The organism is Winogradskyella sp. UBA3174, assembly GCF_002364335.1.
Lineage (GTDB): Bacteria > Bacteroidota > Bacteroidia > Flavobacteriales > Flavobacteriaceae > Winogradskyella.
Map to the genome: position 1 here is coordinate 111,017 of NZ_DEXW01000037.1, position 20,179 is coordinate 131,195.

At 30.1% G+C, this 20,179-nt stretch carries 19 protein-coding genes; 5 read left to right on the forward strand and 14 right to left on the reverse strand.

Features of this window, described 5'->3' with window-relative positions; genetic code table 11:
* From B2U95_RS05475 to rpe, 5 genes are all read left to right on the forward strand, one after another.
* The coding region (locus tag B2U95_RS05475) for a S1 RNA-binding domain-containing protein (protein WP_296313601.1) at positions 1-372 on the forward strand (372 nt) is incomplete at its 5' end.
* A 305-nt stretch (positions 373-677) separates the two neighbouring features.
* The gene (locus B2U95_RS05480) at positions 678-2,045 is read left to right on the forward strand and encodes an alpha/beta hydrolase family protein (protein ID WP_296313603.1); all 1,368 of its coding nucleotides are present in this window, start codon (positions 678-680) and stop codon (positions 2,043-2,045) included.
* Between the two features lie 162 nt (positions 2,046-2,207).
* Positions 2,208-2,969 carry a DUF6090 family protein gene (locus tag B2U95_RS05485; RefSeq protein WP_296313604.1) on the forward strand — a complete coding sequence of 254 codons (762 nt, stop codon included), beginning with the start codon at positions 2,208-2,210 and terminating at the stop codon, positions 2,967-2,969.
* A gap of 274 nt (positions 2,970-3,243) precedes the next feature.
* Positions 3,244-4,107: a sigma-70 family RNA polymerase sigma factor gene (locus B2U95_RS05490; RefSeq protein ID WP_296313606.1), complete on the forward strand. Its 864-nt coding sequence runs from the start codon at positions 3,244-3,246 to the stop codon at positions 4,105-4,107.
* A gap of 192 nt (positions 4,108-4,299) precedes the next feature.
* Positions 4,300-4,962: a ribulose-phosphate 3-epimerase gene (rpe, locus tag B2U95_RS05495; protein WP_296313607.1), complete on the forward strand. Its 663-nt coding sequence runs from the start codon at positions 4,300-4,302 to the stop codon at positions 4,960-4,962.
* Positions 4,963-4,991: 29 nt separating this feature from the next.
* Here rpe and B2U95_RS05500 read toward each other — a convergent pair whose 3' ends face one another.
* The 14 genes from B2U95_RS05500 to B2U95_RS05565 form a co-directional block, all read right to left on the reverse strand.
* Positions 4,992-5,411 (reverse strand): CBS domain-containing protein, encoded by a 420-nt coding sequence (locus tag B2U95_RS05500; RefSeq protein WP_296313609.1) that lies wholly within the window; start codon positions 5,409-5,411, stop codon positions 4,992-4,994.
* Between the two features lie 96 nt (positions 5,412-5,507).
* A complete protein-coding gene (locus tag B2U95_RS05505) occupies positions 5,508-7,853 on the reverse strand; it encodes a GumC family protein (RefSeq protein WP_296313612.1) in 2,346 nt (781 codons plus the stop codon).
* Position 7,854: 1 nt separating this feature from the next.
* Complete coding sequence (locus B2U95_RS05510) at positions 7,855-8,616, reverse strand: polysaccharide biosynthesis/export family protein (RefSeq protein ID WP_296313614.1); 762 nt, start codon at positions 8,614-8,616, stop codon at positions 7,855-7,857.
* A 77-nt stretch (positions 8,617-8,693) separates the two neighbouring features.
* Positions 8,694-9,782 carry an MraY family glycosyltransferase gene (locus B2U95_RS05515; protein WP_296313615.1) on the reverse strand — a complete coding sequence of 363 codons (1,089 nt, stop codon included), beginning with the start codon at positions 9,780-9,782 and terminating at the stop codon, positions 8,694-8,696.
* Positions 9,783-9,896: 114 nt separating this feature from the next.
* Positions 9,897-10,595, reverse strand: a complete 699-nt coding sequence (locus B2U95_RS05520) for a WecB/TagA/CpsF family glycosyltransferase (RefSeq protein WP_296313616.1) — start codon at positions 10,593-10,595, stop codon at positions 9,897-9,899.
* Positions 10,585-11,787 (reverse strand): delta-aminolevulinic acid dehydratase, encoded by a 1,203-nt coding sequence (locus B2U95_RS05525; RefSeq protein WP_296313619.1) that lies wholly within the window; start codon positions 11,785-11,787, stop codon positions 10,585-10,587. Before B2U95_RS05525 ends, B2U95_RS05520 begins: the two co-directional genes overlap by 11 nt.
* Positions 11,780-12,820 (reverse strand): glycosyltransferase family 4 protein, encoded by a 1,041-nt coding sequence (locus tag B2U95_RS05530; protein ID WP_296313620.1) that lies wholly within the window; start codon positions 12,818-12,820, stop codon positions 11,780-11,782. Before B2U95_RS05530 ends, B2U95_RS05525 begins: the two co-directional genes overlap by 8 nt.
* A gap of 225 nt (positions 12,821-13,045) precedes the next feature.
* Positions 13,046-13,924, reverse strand: a complete 879-nt coding sequence (locus B2U95_RS05535; RefSeq protein WP_296313622.1) for a polysaccharide deacetylase family protein — start codon at positions 13,922-13,924, stop codon at positions 13,046-13,048.
* A 17-nt stretch (positions 13,925-13,941) separates the two neighbouring features.
* On the reverse strand, positions 13,942-14,562 hold the full coding sequence (locus B2U95_RS05540; protein ID WP_296313624.1) for a GNAT family N-acetyltransferase: 621 nt from the start codon (positions 14,560-14,562) through the stop codon (positions 13,942-13,944).
* Between the two features lie 2 nt (positions 14,563-14,564).
* The gene (locus tag B2U95_RS05545) at positions 14,565-15,656 is read right to left on the reverse strand and encodes a hypothetical protein (protein ID WP_296313625.1); all 1,092 of its coding nucleotides are present in this window, start codon (positions 15,654-15,656) and stop codon (positions 14,565-14,567) included.
* Entirely contained in the window at positions 15,646-16,899 is a 1,254-nt protein-coding gene (locus B2U95_RS05550; RefSeq protein WP_296313627.1) for an O-antigen ligase family protein, read from the reverse strand. Before B2U95_RS05550 ends, B2U95_RS05545 begins: the two co-directional genes overlap by 11 nt.
* A gap of 3 nt (positions 16,900-16,902) precedes the next feature.
* The gene (locus B2U95_RS05555; RefSeq protein WP_296313629.1) at positions 16,903-18,012 is read right to left on the reverse strand and encodes a glycosyltransferase; all 1,110 of its coding nucleotides are present in this window, start codon (positions 18,010-18,012) and stop codon (positions 16,903-16,905) included.
* Between the two features lie 24 nt (positions 18,013-18,036).
* Positions 18,037-19,518 (reverse strand): oligosaccharide flippase family protein, encoded by a 1,482-nt coding sequence (locus tag B2U95_RS05560; RefSeq protein WP_296313631.1) that lies wholly within the window; start codon positions 19,516-19,518, stop codon positions 18,037-18,039.
* Positions 19,519-19,520: 2 nt separating this feature from the next.
* Positions 19,521-20,156 carry a class I SAM-dependent methyltransferase gene (locus B2U95_RS05565; RefSeq protein ID WP_296313633.1) on the reverse strand — a complete coding sequence of 212 codons (636 nt, stop codon included), beginning with the start codon at positions 20,154-20,156 and terminating at the stop codon, positions 19,521-19,523.
* Positions 20,157-20,179: the final 23 nt, after the last annotated feature.

A 20,179-nucleotide genomic window follows, 5' to 3' on the forward strand; every position in this document is an offset into this window, starting at 1 on the left:
GTTGGTAGCGTTTACGAAGTAAAAGTTATTAAGATGTTAGATTTTGGTGCGGTTGTAGAATATATGGATGCTCCAGGAAACGAAGTCTTATTACACGTAAGTGAATTAGCTTGGGAACGTACTGAAAATGTATCTGATGTGGTTAACATGGGAGATGTATTTGATGTGAAGTATTTTGGACAAGATCCAAGAACGCGTAAAGAGAAAGTATCTCGTAAAGCAATCTTGCCAAAACCAGAAGGTTATGTTGCAAGACCACCAAGAGATGATAAACGTCCTAGCGGACGTGATAACAGAGGTAGTAGAGATAATCGTGGACGTGATAATCGTCGTGATGATCGCAAACCAAGAGAAGATAAAAAAGAAGAATAATTCTTTTTGAATCTATAAATTTACTAAAGCCTGTTTCAAAATTTGAAACAGGCTTTTTTTTATATATTTATAGAAAATCATAATTTTAAACCTAATGATTTAAATTTTAAGGTCAAAAAAACGGTAAAGGACTTACATACAACTATTGCCAAAAGTATTTTCCCTTTATTAAAAAATTATCTATATGGGATAATAGTAACATAAGACTTACTTTATCCTAACCTATTTAAAAGATATGAGTAATAAACGTTACTATATAACACGTTAATCAACGTATGAATACACAATCAAAAAAGAACAAATCAATGAATAAATTATTTATAATTTTAGCTTTATCTATTTTTTCCATAAACTCATTTGCTCAGGATATATCTGGTAATTGGATTGGAATATTAGAAATACAAGGGACTGAATTAGACTTTGGCTTTAACTTAGTTAAGAATGGAGATAACTATAAAACAACTATGAACGTGCCAAAGCAAGGTCTGATTAATACAAAAGTGGAGATGACTACTTTTCTCGATTCTGCTCTAACTATTTCTCATCCAGCTTTAAAAATGGAATATCAAGGCCGTTTAAATCAACTAAATGAAATTACTGGTAAAATAAGCCTTGCCGGAAACACTTTCCCTATGAATATAAAAAAAGGTAAAATAGAAATCAATAGACCTCAAGAACCTAAAACACCTTTTGATTACTATTCCGAAGATTTGACTTTCCTAAATGAAAAGGCTAAGATAACGTTATCGGGAACATTAACTTTACCTAAGGAAAAAGGGAATTTTCCTGTTGCAATAATTATTAGTGGAAGTGGCCCACAAAATAGAGATGGCGAAATGTTCGGTCATAAACCATATTTAGTAATAGCAGACTTTCTAACAAAAAATGGTGTTGGAGTATTGAGGTTTGATGAAAGAGGTGTTGGAAAATCAGAAGGCGATTTTAAAACTGCCACGATTAAAGATTTCTCATCTGACATAAATTCTGCGATAAATTATTTAAAAAATAGAGATGACATTAATTCTTCAAAAATAGGTTTAATTGGTCACAGTATTGGTGGCATTATAGCACCTAAAGTTGCGTCAGAAAATACTGATGTAAATTATATTGTTCTTTTAGCAGGACCTGGAATTAATGGAGATAAACTAATGCTTTCACAAAAAGCAGCACTCGAAAGAATTATGGGATTAAACGAAATGCAAATAGCACAAGGGCAAGATTTAGTTAAAGGTGCTTATGATATTATTGTTAATTCAGATTTAGACACTACCACTTTAAAAGATTCTTTAAATTCTTTCTATACTAATAAGTATGGCAATCTATTGCCTAAAAATCAAAAAAACGCGCTGGTTAATCAAATAACTGGATATGAAATAGTAAGTCTAATTAAATCTAAACCAATTATTTATCTATCTAAAGTTAAATGTGCAGTATTAGCTCTAAATGGGAGTAAAGATTTTCAAGTTCCCGCAAAAGAAAATTTAGGAGCAATTAAAAAAATATTAGAAGAAAATGGAAATAATAATGCAAAAACTATTGAATTAGAAAATTTAAATCATCTATTTCAAGAATGCAAAACTGGCGCATTAAGTGAATATTCTCAAATAGAACAAACTATTTCGCCAGCAGTTCTTCAATTAATTACTGATTGGATCAAAGAGCAAACGAAATAAATACGTTGGCTAACAGTATATAATTTGTTGCTAGAATCTGTTTAATGATTACCATGAAAATTCTGACGAATTTCTTTCACGCAGTCCCTTTTTACTATCTTAGTGCTTAGTAAAAAACCATATACCAAACGTTGTGTTTCATTATGACCAACCACTAACCAAATGATAAAATTCTTTAGAAGAATACGCTACAACCTTATGGAAGCAGGTAAAACAGGCAAATACCTTAAATACGCCATTGGTGAAATTGTGCTCGTCGTAATCGGAATTTTAATTGCGCTATCAATTAATAATTGGAACGAAAACAGAAAATATTCTATTGAAGAAAAAGCAATTTTGTCAAGTTTATTAGAAAATTTAAATCTGTCAAAAACACAATCTGAATTATTAATCTCTGATGAAATTGCACTAAAACAAAGTCTGATACGAATTCTTGGTATTGCTTCTAATAATGCTAAACTCACCTCTCAAATAATTCCTGATTCAATTTTTAAAAGTGCAGTTTGGGACTTATATAGCGACCTGCCAACTTTTAACGCATATAATAATTTAAAAAGCACTAATAAATTGAGCTTAATTAAGAATCAAAAAATAAATGAAAAGTTTACGGAATTGGAATTTCGCCTAAATAAACTCAGAAATGCTCTTGACGACAGATTGAGCGTACATCAAATCCGTGTAGATAATATATTGGAAAAAGATATTAATTTTATTCCTTTATTAAAATCTAACGTTCCAAATATTAATATTGAAAATGAGTCAAAAAATAATTATTACCAGTTACTAGGAGTTAAAAGAATAAGAAATCTACTAGGCATGAAATTATCATTTACCCAAGATGCAATTGATTTTAGAGAAAATCTCGATGAAGAAATTAAGGGTTTAATGATTTTAATAGAAAACGAATTAAGCGAAAGAGAATAACGAAAGCACAACATGCGTATATGACAAATAAAAAAACACGCTAATTGTTTTTTAAATATCTAAATTTTCATGTTTAATTAAAAACACTAAATCTTCTTAAAATTTACTTTTTTAATAGAATAATTCCACTTTATCAATTAATTTAGGCCACACAAGTCTTTGATTTTAAATAATTACACAAAAAAATTATATTGCTTGTAACATTTTAATGTTTTTGTACGTATAATAAAAGCAGCATGTTGTTGCTGAGACATTGCACAAATCCTAAAATTAAATGAGACAACTTAAAATTACCAAGCAGGTTACCAATAGGGAAACTGCATCATTGGATAAATATTTGCAAGAAATTGGCAAAGTAGATCTTATTACTGCAGATGAAGAAGTAGAATTAGCGCAACGTATTAAAGCTGGTGATCAACTTGCTTTAGAGAAATTAACTAAAGCTAACCTGCGTTTTGTTGTATCTGTAGCAAAACAATACCAAAACCAAGGGTTAACATTACCAGATTTAATTAATGAAGGTAACCTAGGTTTAATTAAAGCTGGTCAACGTTTTGATGAAACTCGTGGTTTCAAATTTATATCTTATGCTGTTTGGTGGATTAGACAATCTATCTTACAAGCATTAGCAGAGCAGTCTCGTATTGTACGTTTACCGTTAAACAAGATTGGGTCTATTAACAAAATAAATAAAACCTTTGCCTTTTTAGAGCAAAGCCATGAGCGACCACCTTCACCAGAAGAAATCGCTAAAGAATTAGATATGACCATTAACGATGTTAAGGAGTCATTAAAAAATTCTGGTCGCCACGTAAGTATGGATGCACCTTTAGTTGAAGGTGAAGACTCTAACTTATACGATGTTTTACGTAGTGGTGAGTCACCAAATCCTGATAGAGACTTATTACATGAATCTTTACGCACAGAAATAGAGCGTGCGTTAGAAACTTTAACACCTCGTGAAGCAGATGTTATTCGTTTGTATTTTGGTTTAGCAAGCGAACACCCAATGACCTTAGAAGAAATTGGAGAAACATTCGATTTAACACGCGAACGTGTAAGACAAATTAAAGAAAAAGCAATTCGTAGGTTAAAGCATACCTCACGAAGTAAGATATTAAAGACATATTTAGGTTAGGTTTTTGTATATTTAACGACCAAACCAATAAAGGCAACAACAGTTACAAAACATAACTGTTCGTTTTTTGATTGATGAAAGAACCCACGGCTGATTACCGTGGGTTCACTTTTTATAATATCTTAAGGCTTCAAAAACTAAAGAAACTTCATTTTTTATTTACCTTTGTTATTACAATTAAAAACTTAAAAAATGGCTTCAAAATTAATTGCACCCTCAATGTTAGCTGCCGATTTCGGCAATCTTCAACGTGATACAGAAATGGTAAATAACAGTGATGCTGATTGGTTTCACATCGATGTTATGGATGGCCACTTTGTGCCAAACATATCTTACGGCATGCCTATTATTGCTGCAATTAAAAAGCATGCTACAAAACCATTAGACGTCCATTTAATGATTGAAAAGCCTGAGCGCTATATTGAAGAGTTTGCCAAAGTTGGTGCAGATATTATAACTGTACATTATGAATCTACAGTACATTTACACAGAACATTAAGACAAATTAAAGATGCTGGATGTAAAGCAGGTATCGTTTTAAATATTACGACTCCACTTACTGTTTTAGAAGATATACTTCCTGAATGCTATATGATTTTATTAATGTCTATAAATCCTGGTTTTGGAGGTCAAAAGTTTGAAGATATCACCTATAAGCGGGTAAAAAATCTTCGTAAAATGATTGATGACCAAGGTTTAGACACACGAATAGAAATTGACGGAGGTGTAACTGATAAAAATATTAAAAAACTTGTTGAAGCAGGTGCTGATACTTTCGTAGCAGGTAGTCACGTATTTAAAAGTGATAATCAAATAGAAACAATTAAGGATTTAAAAAACTTAGCTAATTCATAATAAAAAACCGCAATTTGGCGGTTTTTTATTTAGTATTGGTCAATCAAATAATTGATAAGATCTGTAGTAGTAACTATTCCTACCAAAATTCCATCATCTACAACTGGCAAAGCATGAAACTCTTTTATAGCTAGAATTTTAGCGACCTGTTTAATTGAGGTTTGTGAATCTACTGTAGTTACGTTTTTAACCATAACCTGATCAATTGTAAACATATTGTAGACTAAGGTGTCTACATCTTTCTCAGACTCGTCAACTGCGTCAGCAAAACTAATACGTAGTAAGTCAGTATAACTTAACATACCAATAATAACGTCTCCAGATACTACGGGAATATGTCTAATTTTATGACGTTTAAATAATAATTCTGCACGCTCTAAATCATCTGTTCTATTAAGGGCTATAAGTTCTTTAGACATTATAGTGCTTACTGGTGCTCTCTGTTTCATAATATGAAGATTTTAAATTCAATATTAAAATTACGAGATATCATCTACATATCATATGATAAAAGTCATGTTGATATAAAGAAGTTCACTTATAAATCAAGCCTTAGCACCATAGCCGTAGCCATAGCCATAATTATAGCTATAACCATAAGATTTACTAGCACCTACTCCATTGACTACATAGGCCATGTTTTTAAGCTTACCCGTTTCATGTAAGTCTTTAGAATAATTTAGTAAGTTCTTTTCAGTAAAATTAGCACGTACTATGTAAATTGTAGCATCTGCTAATTGAGAGATTAGCATTGTATCTGTAACTAATATAGTAGGAGCTGTATCTACTATAATATAGTCGTAATCTTGTTTTGCTTCTTCTATTAAATCTTTAAAACGACCGTTAGTTAAGAGATTTGCTGGATTTGGTGGAATACTACCTGAAAGTATAATATGGTGATTGGGGTGTTTTTCGAAACCTGAAATTAAAGCATCTCTCCAATTATAATTAACATCATGTAAATAATTAGATAAACCTGGTTTTTGCTTATCTTGTTTTATATGATTATGTATTTGAGGGTTTCTTAAATCTGTACCAATTAACAATACCTTTTTATTAATACTAGATAACGCTAAAGATAAATTAACGCTTACATAAGTTTTACCCTCTCCCTTAATTGTAGACGTACAATAAATAACTTTTCCTTTTTCTTTTTCTTGGTTCTTAATAGGTAATATGTAATCTACATTAGCACTTAATATTCTAAAAGATTCTGCTAATACAGAACGATCATTTGGATCATCAAATAATTTTGTATCTGCTTTCTTAATTTCTGGGATTTCTGCTATTACTGGTATATCTATTTTTAAAGCAGTAATATCTTCCTTACTGTGCAGTTTTGTATCTAACATAAACATTAAGTACAAAACACCAAAAGGAATTAATAGACCTCCTAAAAGTGCGCCTGCATAAACAATATTAGACTTCGGTGATATAGGCTGAGAACCAGACAACGCATTCTCAACAACTTTAATACTAGGCTCTGTAATAGCTAAATTTATGGCAGCTTCTTCTCGTTTTTGTAATAATAACAAATAAATACTCTCTTTTATTTTTTGCTGACGATTTATTGCTAATAATAATTTTTCTTTTTTCGGGATTTGAGAAACCTGTCCTCTAAATCTGTTATTACGCGATTGTAGTTGTGACTGTGATCCTTTTAACTGATTAACATAAGCATTTAAAGATCTATTAATATTATTCTTTAAAACGGATATTGTTGTTTCTGCTAATTTTACAGAAGGGTTATTTTTACCAGCACTACTCTTAAGCTTATCTAAACTTAAAACTGTAGAATTATATTCATTAATAAGGTTATTTATGCTATTATTATCTAAACCAATATCTGCAGGTATTAAGCCATAGCTAGCGTCTTTTGTTATGGCATTGTTTAAATCTTTAGCTAATGCTAATTGACTATTAATTCTAAAAACCTCTTCCCCAGACTGTGTGCGTTGCTCAAGTCCTATTTCTGCATCAACAGCTAAATCCACAACGTTATTTCGTTGTTTAAAATCTTGACGACCTACCTCAATAGAATCTAATTCTTGCGCTAAATAACGAAAACGATCTTCAACAAAATCTAAAGTTCGTTTTGACACTAATTGCCTATCCTTAATACCATCTTTATTAAACGTATCTACAAGTGTATTAATTATTTTTTCAGAAATTTGTACACTCTCCCCTTTTATACTCAATTGTAATAAATCACTCTGATCACCAATAGCTTCAACCTCAACTTTTGCTTTCAAAGCAAATGCGGCATTTTTAATAGATTGAAAATGAACTAAAAACGTTTTGTCCTCAATCTCTTCAAATGGCATTGACGCATCATATCGTATTTGAAATGGTAAACCATGCTCTTGAGTGTATGAATTATGGTTTTGAAAATCATAAGTTTTTTCTGAATTGATATTAGAAACCGTAAACTTAGACTTACTAACTACAATCTTATACCCCAAATTATTTATAATACTATCTGATTTTATAAGTTGCTCAAATTCGAATGGTAGAAATTCTAATGGTGAAGTTTGTATCGTACCTTCTTCATAAAATTTTGTATTGAGATTCAATTTGCGTACAACACGCTCAACAATAAGGTAAGATGTTAAAATCTCAATTTCATTTTCAAGATTAATGTTCTTCCGTTTTATAATAAAAGCTGATGTTGGCAACTCTAAACCGTCAGATTCATCTAAAACTTTAATCTTAGCTGTCGTCTGATAAATTTTTGGAGCGTATCTAAGATAAATATAAGCACTAATTACTGTTACAATAACTGTAAAAACAAACCAAGGCCAATAGCGGAGGTATTTTGTAACTTCACGTTTTATGTCAATACTATTATCGTCATCCATAAACGCTTTAATATCCTTAAAAGAGCTATCCATATTATCGAGACAATAAAATTGTTATACTTAATACTAAAGAAGCTATTGTTAATACTGTACCAACATCTCCAATAAAACCGGCTCTTTTAACCTGAGGGTTATTTGGGTTTACAACAATAACATCATTAGGTTTTATAAAATAGAATTCACTATTCATAAATTCAACCGAAGTCAAATCGATATGTGTTATTTTTCTAACGCCATCTACTTCGCGCGTTATTAAAACATCATCACGCTTTCCATTTATAGTTAAATCATTAGCGTAACCTAAAGCTTGTAATACTGTAATATTTTGTTCTGTAAAGTTGTAAGTCCCTGGTTGATTAACTTCCCCTAAGATGGTAACCTTAGCATTTATAAGGCGTACATTAACTGATGCATCGTTTAATTGATCACCTGATTTTAATAGGTTTTTTATATCTATAGCTAACTGCTCTGTCGATTTATTAGCCGTAGATATTTCGCCTAAAACAGGAAATATAATTGTACTTTTTATGCTTACCAAGTACCCATCTAATTGTAGTAATTGAATATTTTGATTCTGAACTGCTTGCGAAAAGTTTTTGTTATAAAGAAGAGCGGCTTCTGGAACAGCGCTTTCTACAGTAATTTTTAAAATATCGTTAGGTTGAATTGTAGAATTAGAATAGCTCAACTTTTTACCATTTAAGCTTTCTGCATCTTGCATGTATAATATATCTTTTTTAGAAGTGCAAGAACTAATCAGTACAAACAATAATAAACCCTTGATTTTCAATTTCATTTAACTGCATTTATATAGAACAAATATAATGGCATTTACAGTAATCGCAAAGTAATACAGATAATTAAGCACTTGTACTATGTCAATATTTTCTTAAAAAGAAACGGTAAATAATATAATAAGGAACCATAAATCATCAAACAAATGATTTGGTTATTTAGATGAAGTTGTAAAAGATTAAATGCAATTGCTATGATAACAAGGTTAATTGCTACAATAATTAACGCTGTAGCCTTATGACTAAAACCAACGTTGATAAAGCGATGATGTATATGGTTTCTATCTGCTTTAAATGGACTTGTTTTGTGGATCACAATTCTAATAAAGAATATACGCAACGTATCAATTAAAGGATAAAACAACAAGGCGAACGCTAAGGCTGGCGAAGCTCTGTAGTAATTAGAGTCTAAATCTGTTTGGGCCATATTAATAAAACTAATTGTGAAAAAAGCCAATAAAAATCCAACAATCATTGAGCCTGTATCACCCATAAATATCTTATTCTTGTTTGAAAAATTTAATCTTAAGAATGCGATTAAAGCTCCACTTAAGGCTATGGCTATTGTCGCTAAACTTAGATCATTTGCACTGACAAAAAGATATACAAACGTACCACTAACAGCTAATGCAAAACTACCTGCTAGTCCATCTACTCCATCTATAAGATTGTAAGCATTTATAATAAGAATATACACAAATAAGGTAAAAATAATAGAAAGCCAATACGGGAGTACGTCTATATCTAAAATGGTAGAAAAGCCAATAATTCTGGTATCAGTAAATATAATCAGTAAAGCCGATGCTAATAACTGACCTCCAAATTTTTTCCCAGCTGATAGTACTGTTAAATCATCTTTTAAACCTAAGAAAAATAAGATGGTTAAACCACCCATAATTAAAAGTAAAACTTTAGTATTTAAAAAAGCACCCACTAATGTCATTACAACAATTAAGCTAAAAAATATACCTACACCTCCTAAAGTTGGTGTTTTATTAGAATGCAAACTACGGCTATCTGGCTCATCCATAAGATGCTTTTGTTTAGCAACATATAGTATCGTCGGAAAGGTTTGAAATGCAATAATAAAACCCAAAACAAATGCAGCGATTAACCACGCAACAACATTGTTTTCTGGTGAAAAATTATCGAATAATGTTTTAATCATTTAGGGTTAATTTAAAACATTTTAAGGGAATGTTTAATGTACAAATTAAATTCTCAAACGTGCTATATACCCAAAATTGTGGATTAATAACAAAATAAATTAATTAGCAGTCTTTTAATATTTGTTTAAATGTAAGTTAATAAAAAAACGTAACAAATGAATTTGGCGTTTAATTCTAGAAGGTTGTTTCACTAATCTATAAGCCCATTCTAAATTATTTTTTACCCACCATTGGGGAGCACGCTTCACATTACTTGTGTAAACATCAAAACTTCCTCCAAGACCTTGATAAACTGCTATGTGGTGTTTTTGAATACGTTCCATTAACAATTCTTGCTTAGGTGATCCCATTGCTATAAAAACAACATCTGGTTTGTGTTTAACAATATCTTCTATCAACATTTCTATCTCGTCATCAGTCTTTAAGTAACCATCTCTGTAGTTACAAATAGTTATGCCTTCAAAGTCTGATTTCAATTTTTGAACAGTGGTATTGATAACGTCTTGTTTACCACCAACCAGATAAAATGATTTTGACTTGTAATAGGTTTCGATGACATCTAACCACAATTCACAACCTGGAATTTTAACGGTAGATTTATAGCCCTTTTTCTGCAAAGCCCAAACGGCTCCGATACCATCAGGATAACCTAGATTTCTGTTAATTATAGTGCGACTTTCATCCGTAGCATGTAATATTTTTTCTGCATTAACAGCCACCATAATTTTGTGATGCTTTACCGCATAACTTATTAACTGTTCTCTAGAATTAGGAGCGTACGTTTTGACACCATTTAAAATTTCAAATTTCATCTTCAGCGTTTTCTGATTCAAAAAAATAATGAGCCATGGCATTAAACATAAAGGCATTACTCCAACGCATATAAGATATTTTCGAACTTACACCACGCTTTAGTTGATAATAGAAATAACCATTTTTGTGTTGCATATTATCTACCGTCCAGTTTAATACTTTACTAAATAACACTTTATGATTATTGAATACATTCAGTTTTGAGGCTGTGACCATTACTTGCCCAGGACAATGAATATCTATAGGGTATGTTTTATTATGATAATATTTCGGCATGCCATTAGCTTCAAAAAAGTTATCTATGTAATAAGACCAACCTTTATCTATATATTTTTGAAAAGAATCGTCTTCTGTGTTTTTCTGGTACGTTTCAATAGCATCTAAATTAAACCCTGTGTGAAAACTATCTTTCCATGATTGTATTTTTAACAAACCGTAGATCCAAGACCCATCTTCTTCTTGCAACTGACATGCAGCTGTAACTGCCTTTTTAGAAGCTTCAAAATGAGATTTATTTTTTGTGTATTTGTAAGAATAACTCAAAATTTTAGCTCCCAATAATGAGGCATTAATAACCGTATTATTACCATCATTAACGCTGTAAGAAAACAAAAAACCGTCTTTACATGGCGTGCGCGATAAATCATTCATTACAAAATCAGCAGCAGACAATGCTATTTTCAAAACAAACGCATCTTTTGTTATTTCATAGCTTTCAATTAAAGCTTCTACACAAAAACAAGTGGCGACAACAGTTGGAGTATTTTTTTTGAATAAAAATAAGCGTCGCGCTTGCCAATCAAAATTATAGCCCCAACATGCACCAGAATACCCTTCCGATTGCATATCTAAAAGCAATTGTGTTAGTGTATTGATATGTTCTAAAATATTTTCTTTAGAACCAAAATTTTCATTTCCTTTTTCAGCAACTTTATAGAGTTTACAATAGCCCAATAAAAGGAGACCAACACCTTTAGAATTATGTCCTTTTGGTACTAATAATAGCTTTCTGAAGTTTACAGGACTTTTTTTAAAGCCTTGAATCCAAGCCCATCGTGCAACATCCCAATGCTTAAATGGTAAAGCTTGAAATACTTTAGAATTCATAGCGTCATAAGGATCCCAACCTTTAAAGTTTTCGGCTTCGCAGTAGGCTTTGAGTTTTATGAAGGAATTAGATGTTTTAGACATCGGATAATATTTTCTCAATTTCAATTGCTACTTTTGATGCCATAAAATTTGCTTTAGAATATTTATGATTATAATATCCGATTTCCTTACATTTTTGAGGATTTGTGAGTAAATGTATGAGTTTTTTAGCATAATCATCTGGATTCAGACTTTCTATTAAATACCCCATTTTACTTTTTTCGAAAAAATCAATTAATCCTCCTACAGGTCTTGATACAATAGGCAAACCAAATGCCATAGCTTCAAGAACAGAAGTGGGCATACCTTCACTATGAGAAGGAAGAATATATATTGAAGCTTTAGAAAACGTTTCGATTAAATCATTACCAGAAATATCACCTAAAAAAACAACATCTTGAATGTTTTTATCTAACACAAACTTTTTTGCTAAGTTCAATTTAGAACCCTCACCAGCGATTGTAAGTGTTGCCTTAGAGAATTGAGATTTAACAGTTGAATAGGCTTCTAACGTTATAAATATGCCTTTGTAGGTTTCTATCCGTGTAAGAAAAAGAATATTATAATTCCATACCTTTAAATTAAAATCGAATTGATTTAATAAGTTATCATTTACTTTAGTTGTTGCTAGACAAATAGGCTTAGTAATTCCCCATTTTATTAAATCCATTTTAAATGCATGAGCTAAAACTATTAAGTTATCTGCTTGATTAAAAGATCTACTAAAAAATTTTGAATTTATATTTAATTCACCAACCATATCGTTTGACCAGCCATGAAAAAAAACAATCGTTTTAATTTTAAATCGCTTAGCAATCCTTAAAAATAAAATATCTCTTTTTATTGCTGTTTTACCCAACGAAGGGTTTAGTATTATAGCGTCATATTTACCAAAAGCACATAAAAATATAAATTCAAAATAATCAAAAACCAACCATATAGGACCAGGTACACCTTTACGACCACCAACGAAATTGTATATTACGTTTTGTGACCAATAGGGTTTTAGTCCCTTGTAATGGTTTGCGACTCCGCCTAAAATAGAAATATCAGGAGTATTAATCAGAATCTTCATTTCACAGCCTTGTTTTAAACTTTTACTAGCGTTATAATCACACCGTACATTGTTAAATTTAATTATAAATCTTCACACATATCGTTTTAGTTGTATGAAATAAACTGATTTTAAAACTATCGAATTTAATAGTTTTAAAAACTTTTGTTGATAATAGAAATTCATCTTAAAGATGAAAGACGCTAAACTAATAAAAAACAATCTTTTTGGGTTTAAACAACTTTATTATTCAATATATTTTTGCCAAACCCCTACCATTTTACATATATTTTCAGAAAAAGAACCATTATCATTTACACAGAATCTAGGTACTTGAAAATGATTAATAGTTTTGGTACTATTGATGTGTTTTGGAACTGTAGTAAAAGCTAACTTAATATTATTATTATTTAAAAAGGGAGCTTCTCTTTCGTCAAAATCTCCATTTGGATATGCGAAAAAAGCAACCTCATCAACAATCCAATTTTTCAATTCACTCGAGCCCTCCGTAATCTCATAGTTTAACTCGTCAATTTCACATCTATTAGTTATAGGATGATTTACTGTGTGATTACCAATTGTAACAGATTCAAATTTTGAAATTCTTATAACATCTTCCTTAGTCATCGCTTCTCTTGGTAATTCTATGTTTTTTTTAAGCTTTTGTACTAATTGCTTTCTTTTAATATTTGGTAAATTCTTAGAAGCTTGAACGGAAATATTCTTATGATTATTTTTATTATTTTCTTTTATGTAAGACCACCAAAACGCACCATTTTTTACAGGTTCTGTAGCAATGAAGATTGTTAAAGGAATTTGTAATTTTGTTACTATTGGCATAATGTTTTCAATATTATCTTTCCAACCATCATCAACTGTTATGCATACTGCACCGTTTTTAATTACTTTTTTATTTTTTAAAACATTATATAAATCATCAGTCGAAATAAAATAGTAGTCGTTTTTAATGAGCCAATTTATGCACTTTTCAAATAATTCTTTACTTGGATTATGAAAATAAATAGGTGTTATAAGATTTTTAGAATGGACACGTTTATTCTGTCGTCTAACAAAACCTAATACTATTAAAACACTTGCAATTAGGTGTCTTATAAGTTTTCTCATTATAATTATTTTAAAAGCTAAATATTATTAATTCTAATTTTTTGCATTCCCCATATTTTATAACAACTTATTTTTTTACTTTTCTTAAATCCCGAACGTTCCTGAGACTTTCTTGCTGGAACATTTTCTTTTAAAACCAAAACTACTGCTTTATCTTTTCCGAGCTCTTTTATACGTTCTAAACAGTAAATATTCATGTAATTATGAAGACCTTGTCTTCTGTAACTTGGATGAGTTTCGATATCTAGCAATAAACCTTCGTCTGGATTTAACTTTAAGCCCAAGGCCTGTAATGACATTTCATCTTGTCTGGTTGATATCCAACTTGAATAAATCAAAATTTCACCATCAAACACTCCATATGCTAGATATTCATTATCATTAAGTCTTTCTTTAAATAAGTTAAGCTTTAAATTATCAAATTTTAAACCCCTAGAACTTTCATAACTATTATAATTCAGTTTTTCTGTTTTATAATTAGGGCTAATATTACTCTGCTTAAGTAAACTTGTTTTAATCTCTTGCGTGTAGAACATATAAGTTTCTACATTTACTCCACAAGCTCTTAAAACTAATTTTACCGCCCTAATAAAACTATTCTTAAATCCGTATTGTTTAAACTGAGTTATTATGGCCATAGTTATTTAATGAGCTGTTTTGCTTCTTTCTCTTTTCTTAGAGTAATTACTTTAATTGGATTAAAAAGAAGTAAAGACATTAGCGTGTTTCCCTTTCTTAAGTATATGAAGATTTTTATGGTTTTTTTTGTGAACTTTTTCTTGTAAACATCTAACCCAGGCCCTAAACAATGCGTAAGAATTTGCTTTGAATAACTGTCTTTAATATTTGCATCTACAGAAATACTCCCTAATTCAAATTTTCTAAAATTTCTATCGTATGAAGCATCAATGCAAAATTTATTTTGGTTGAAGAAAATATTAGTTCTATAAGCTACATTTTTATTGTTAAGTCTCACAAGTACAACATTGGATGCCATCCTATTAGTTATTTGTTCCATAAACAACGATTTATTTCTATCCTCATACAAAGACCACTTTCCGTCTGCTAATTTAAAGGCAGATATATTAATAATCTCTTTAAAATTCTTTTGATCTATAACCTCAACTGAAGTTTGAATCTCTATTCCTGTTTTTTTGGCTCTATTGTAAGCTGTTCTTAAATTTTGTTTTAAACCTTTTGAGTATTCGTTTTTAATAAACTCCTCATGGCTATTGTACGCACTAATTTTAATTTCTGGACAGGCAGAGTAAAGATATAAATCATCGTTATTAAAATGTGCAGAAAATTCAGGAATATATTTTAATAAAATGATATCAAATTTTATGTTTTTATATAACCAACAAAAAACAGCTTCATTATTAGCAGCATGTTTTTTATGAGAAATAATATCTATATAGTTACCAGCCCATTGTTGTCCTAAAAATTCGATAAAGCTAATTTTTATACCGAATTTTTTTCTGTACACTTTTAAAAAAGGAGCAACTGATATAAGTAAATCGTTATCATATAGACAAATAACAATTAGCTTTTTATCATACCCTATTTTATTATTATTTACGTCTTTAAAGATCTTCCACCATGTATTTAACCAATCAAATGAAGAGGTGATGTTAGAATGATTTAAACTGCTTTCTAGCGCTTTCCACTCTTCTTCTAATAAGTTAAACTCTGAGCTAGTTTGAATTACTTTTATTTTAATGTTATTCATCATCCGATAAGTGGTAATATTTACTAAAATAAATTTGATTTAGTTTTTTTTGATTTGTTAACTTATTGGAATGTGCAACGCTTAAAACTAAAAGTAAATACGCATAAATTAAATCATAATTTTGAAAGAATGTCATTATAACATAAGCGAACAAAAGTCCTTGTGTTAATATTTTATCTGAAGGTGCTAGAGTACCACAAGAGTTAATAACTTTTCTAATAAACACTAAGAAAACAAATAAACCAATAGCACCTGTATTTAAAAGAATTAGCAAGAATCCATTATGAGGAATTAGACCAGATCCTAGCTTTTTATCCATTCTTTTAACTTGTTCTGTTTGACCTACTCCAATAACTTTTTCAAAAATATTAGCTTCTAAAAAAATATCTACAGCATAACTATAAATTTGACCACGACCACTCCCAAGTTCTTCAAAAGAGTCAGTTTCAACTTTATTAATTCGATTTCCTGTAATTCTGTCTATTAAAACTTCATTAGATAATATCCATCCACTTATTAAAACCGAAAAGATACCGCCTATAAAAATTAAACGTATTCTTGTCGAGACACCTTTTTTTACAAAATATAGTAACATAGGAATTATACCTAATGTTACCATTAGCATCCCAGTTCTTACATATGTAAAAATTAACAAGTAAAAACTTAGTATTAAAAGTATTGATAAATAAATTCTATTAACATACTTGGTAAACCAGAAGTACAATATTACTAAGAACGAACCTGCTAAGGCTGTAGATGCTGCATGGGGACTTTGAAATGGACCAATAATACCGGATTGTTTTGCATCTCCATAACTAGCTAAATTATAAAGCTTTCCATAACTCTCAATTATTCCTAGTTCATAAGGGATGAAAGACAAAATAAAAAAAGAGGAAAAAAACAATAATACTTTTTGTAGTTGTAACGAAGAGAACTGTAAAACATAAATACCTAATAACGGTAATAGTAAAGTGGTTAAAAATAAAAAAACAGCATTAAAAGGATTAATAAACAACTCAACATTAACTAGTTGTAGCACTGCCAGCAAAATTAAAGGCTTATAAACAAATAATTGTTTGCGTTTCTTACTAAGAATTTTAAATATTAAAAACAGTAATAGAATACCTTTCCAAAGGTGTGAAATCTTTACAGACCCAATACTTAAAGATTCAAAATGAAAAAGAAAAAATAGGAATAATCCTAAAACAACAAATTTTATCTTTGTAAATAAGTTAGACTTTTTCACAATCTACATGTCTTGATTATACAATGCTAAAAAATTATTAGCAACATTTGTAATATTATAATTTTCGATATTTTCGACTATCAAACTGTTTTTATAATTAGCTGTCATAAATTCATCTACAATTTCCGTGTCTAAATCAAATGGTTTTACAGACAAAATAGGTCGTTCTAATAATGCGTAATCAATTAACTTACTAGGACTATGAATAGACGTTTTATTCTCTAAATTAACTAAAAAATCCATTTTCCCTAAATCTCTCAATAATATATCTCTTGGTACGTAATCTCTAAGCTCTAATTTATCTCCTAATTGTTTTTTATAAACTTCTAAAAAGTCTTTATTACGCGTATAAAGAATAAATTTAAAGTCTTTATTAAGGCTTTGGAGATAATCAATTAAAGATCTTGGGTCTCTTGACCCAGCACTCAAAGTACCTGCATAAGCAAATGTTATTACTTTATTTTCTCCTGGTTTAAAATTTGGCTTTATGGTACTAAAATCAAATCCTTGAGGTATAACTTTTAATTTATGCTGGCAAATACTTGGATAAGCACTCTTAGCTTCTTTAATTGGAATGGTTATGAAATGAGGTTTCTTACAGAACCATTTCTCAATCCATTTATAATAAAAAGGGCTTTCAAACCTTGTCTCTTGTCCGCCAGTAAAAGGATCACCGCAATCTGCTATCCAAACTTTAGCAAGTTCTTTATTCTTGTCAGTAGCTAAAGCTACACCAAAATGAACAGTATAAGGGTAAGCTATTGAAATTAGAATATCATATCCCGTTTCTTTTTTCAAAGCTTTTTTAAAATATTTTGAAAGGTAAATAAACGGAAACAGAAAAAAGTGTTTTAGTCCAAATCGAATAAGTCTTATTAAGCCACCACCTACTAACTCATTTGGTTCATTCGCTACAGTATCCTCTATCTTAAAGCCATACTTTACCTCTAATGCTTTATAATCATAATTTTTATTTGTCGTTAAAACCTTAACGTTATGTCCTTGTCTAGCAAACTCCTTAGCCAATTCAAAAGCTCTAAATGCTCTTGGAGTAATCTCTGGATAAAAGAATTTTGTAACGATTAAAATTTTTTTTGACTCTAAAGAATTCATTCTTAAATAAAATACATTTTTATACTAATTATCTTGGCTTTTAAAAAATGGTTTTACCATACCATAATAATCTATTCTAAAAAACTTACCTGTTGCTAATAAAATTATGCAGAATGCACTAAAAGTAACTAATAATTTAATGATAATACTATCTGAATTTACAAGATAAGCATACGAGAAGTAAACGAAACCAATAACTACAAAAGACTGAAAAAGTGACCTTCCGATTTGTCTTAAAGGAAAAAACTTAAGGAAAGGAATATTCAAAATTCTTGAAGCCAAGTAGATAAATATTATAACTTTTAAAATATGAATTGCTACACTATTATATGCAATAGCTGTAGGTGAGTTAAATACAATAACAACTAAATAGCCGGTTAACCATATTGCTAATGCCAAAAACATATGCACATTTGCATACAGTTTTGTTCTACCTGTTGCCAAAAATAAAGGAGCGAAAATAATGATATTAAATACGTTGAGAATTAGATTAATTCTAAAATAAATCGACGAATTTAAATAGCTTTCTGAAAATAAAAGGACAACAACATCATCAGCATAAACAAAAAAATAAATTATAAGTGGGTAAATTATAATCGTAGACTTTTTTAGTGCATTTAACCATACGTTTAATATTTCTTTAGTATTGTTATTACCCTGAAAATACTTTGAGAATATTGGCATTAACACCACTGCAGCACTCGATGTTATAATGGTAACAAAAGGTAAACTAGTAAATCCGTTGGCATACTCTGCAAAAGCCTCTTCACCAAAAAATCTACTGATATAAAACATGTCAGAAGACTTAATTACAACTCCCCATATACCTGCACCTACCAACGGCAAACTATAACTTAATATTTCTCCTATTTTTAAATCTGTCTTACTTTTACTAATTCCTTTAAAAGGTAATGACTTAAAAAGGATTGCAATTACAAACGTAAATACAGAAGCCACTACCCAGCCGTATAATGCATTAATGTAATTACCGTCATAAACAATAACAGGAACAATAATACACAACAACATTACAAACCTTGTTAGCGTGTTGTAAATTGCAATGTATATCGTTTTTTTATAGGTAGAAAATATCCCTTCTATACCCAATGTTGGTAATAAAAAAAAGGGCACTATTGAAAACACCTTTAATCCATACTCCAATTCCTCATTATCTAAAATCCTAGCTATTAAGCCCGAAAAAAGGTATAAACAAATTGAAAACAACAATCCACAACCCACCAAAACTAAGCTTACTTTTTTAACAATAGTTTTACCCTGAGACAAACTATACCTTGGTAAAAAATAAGCAAATACTCGTGGTAAGCCTGCTGAGAAAACAACTAGTAATGTAGAATAAACAAATATAATTTGCCTGTAAGTGCCATAGTCTTCTTTAGCTAAATATCTAGAAAGTATGGCAGAGCTAACTATGGCTAAACCAAAAGCACTTAAGCTCCCTAAGGCTACCCAAAACGTTTGAATGGTATTGTTAGTAGATTTATACAACCCTAAAGTATTGCGCCATTTATCCTAAACATTATAATGTCTTTAGAAAAAGTAGCTTTGTTACTAAACTTTCCTTTAACGCAAGATTTTACTAAGTTGATTAAAGAAAGTTTATATTCGAATTGAACTAAAAATACTTTTTTCTCTAGTACTTCAAAATTATCGTAATAATTGCGCTCGTAATAATTAACGTGCTCTCTGTAAAGCGGGCTTTCTTTGTAGGGAACAAAAACAAACAACTCTTTACAGTTAGTTAACAAATGCGCTACTACTGTCTTATCAGCTGTTAAATGCTCCATAACATGTGACGCAAAGATTAGATCATATTGTTTTATGGTATCATGGGTTCCACTCTCAAATTTTGCAATGTCTCCATATTTATTCTTACAAATTTCAATTGCAACTTCAGACAAATCCATTCCGTATAAACTTGCATCAGGAAAAGCTTGATGATATATCGGTATTGCATCACCCAAAGCACATCCAAAATCTAAAACAGAACCCTTAAAGTTACTATCTAAATTAGTTTGTGCAACATTAGCCTTTGCATACTCCTTGGTTTGTCTATTTCCGCTTTTTCCCCAGTTTTTTGTTATAAACCTAGATTCCCAATAGTCTTTGGTATTAATATTTTCCAAATTTTTATGTCTTCTTTTATTTA

What these genes read in the sequence shown, in the direction of transcription:
- B2U95_RS05545 (WP_296313625.1), bottom strand. Translation starts at nt 15,656, where the DNA reads ATGATGAATAACATTAAAATAAAAGTAATTCAAACTAGCTCAGAGTTT.
- B2U95_RS05540 (WP_296313624.1), bottom strand. Translation starts at nt 14,562, where the DNA reads ATGGCCATAATAACTCAGTTTAAACAATACGGATTTAAGAATAGTTTT.
- B2U95_RS05485 (WP_296313604.1), top strand. Translation starts at nt 2,208, where the DNA reads ATGATAAAATTCTTTAGAAGAATACGCTACAACCTTATGGAAGCAGGT.
- B2U95_RS05525 (WP_296313619.1), bottom strand. Translation starts at nt 11,787, where the DNA reads ATGTCTAAAACATCTAATTCCTTCATAAAACTCAAAGCCTACTGCGAA.
- B2U95_RS05490 (WP_296313606.1), top strand. Translation starts at nt 3,244, where the DNA reads ATGAGACAACTTAAAATTACCAAGCAGGTTACCAATAGGGAAACTGCA.
- B2U95_RS05510 (WP_296313614.1), bottom strand. Translation starts at nt 8,616, where the DNA reads ATGAAATTGAAAATCAAGGGTTTATTATTGTTTGTACTGATTAGTTCT.
- B2U95_RS05500 (WP_296313609.1), bottom strand. Translation starts at nt 5,411, where the DNA reads ATGAAACAGAGAGCACCAGTAAGCACTATAATGTCTAAAGAACTTATA.
- B2U95_RS05480 (WP_296313603.1), top strand. Translation starts at nt 678, where the DNA reads ATGAATAAATTATTTATAATTTTAGCTTTATCTATTTTTTCCATAAAC.
- B2U95_RS05530 (WP_296313620.1), bottom strand. Translation starts at nt 12,820, where the DNA reads ATGAAGATTCTGATTAATACTCCTGATATTTCTATTTTAGGCGGAGTC.
- B2U95_RS05535 (WP_296313622.1), bottom strand. Translation starts at nt 13,924, where the DNA reads ATGAGAAAACTTATAAGACACCTAATTGCAAGTGTTTTAATAGTATTA.
- B2U95_RS05555 (WP_296313629.1), bottom strand. Translation starts at nt 18,012, where the DNA reads ATGAATTCTTTAGAGTCAAAAAAAATTTTAATCGTTACAAAATTCTTT.
- B2U95_RS05520 (WP_296313616.1), bottom strand. Translation starts at nt 10,595, where the DNA reads ATGAAATTTGAAATTTTAAATGGTGTCAAAACGTACGCTCCTAATTCT.
- B2U95_RS05515 (WP_296313615.1), bottom strand. Translation starts at nt 9,782, where the DNA reads ATGATTAAAACATTATTCGATAATTTTTCACCAGAAAACAATGTTGTT.
- B2U95_RS05505 (WP_296313612.1), bottom strand. Translation starts at nt 7,853, where the DNA reads ATGGATAGCTCTTTTAAGGATATTAAAGCGTTTATGGATGACGATAAT.
- rpe (WP_296313607.1), top strand. Translation starts at nt 4,300, where the DNA reads ATGGCTTCAAAATTAATTGCACCCTCAATGTTAGCTGCCGATTTCGGC.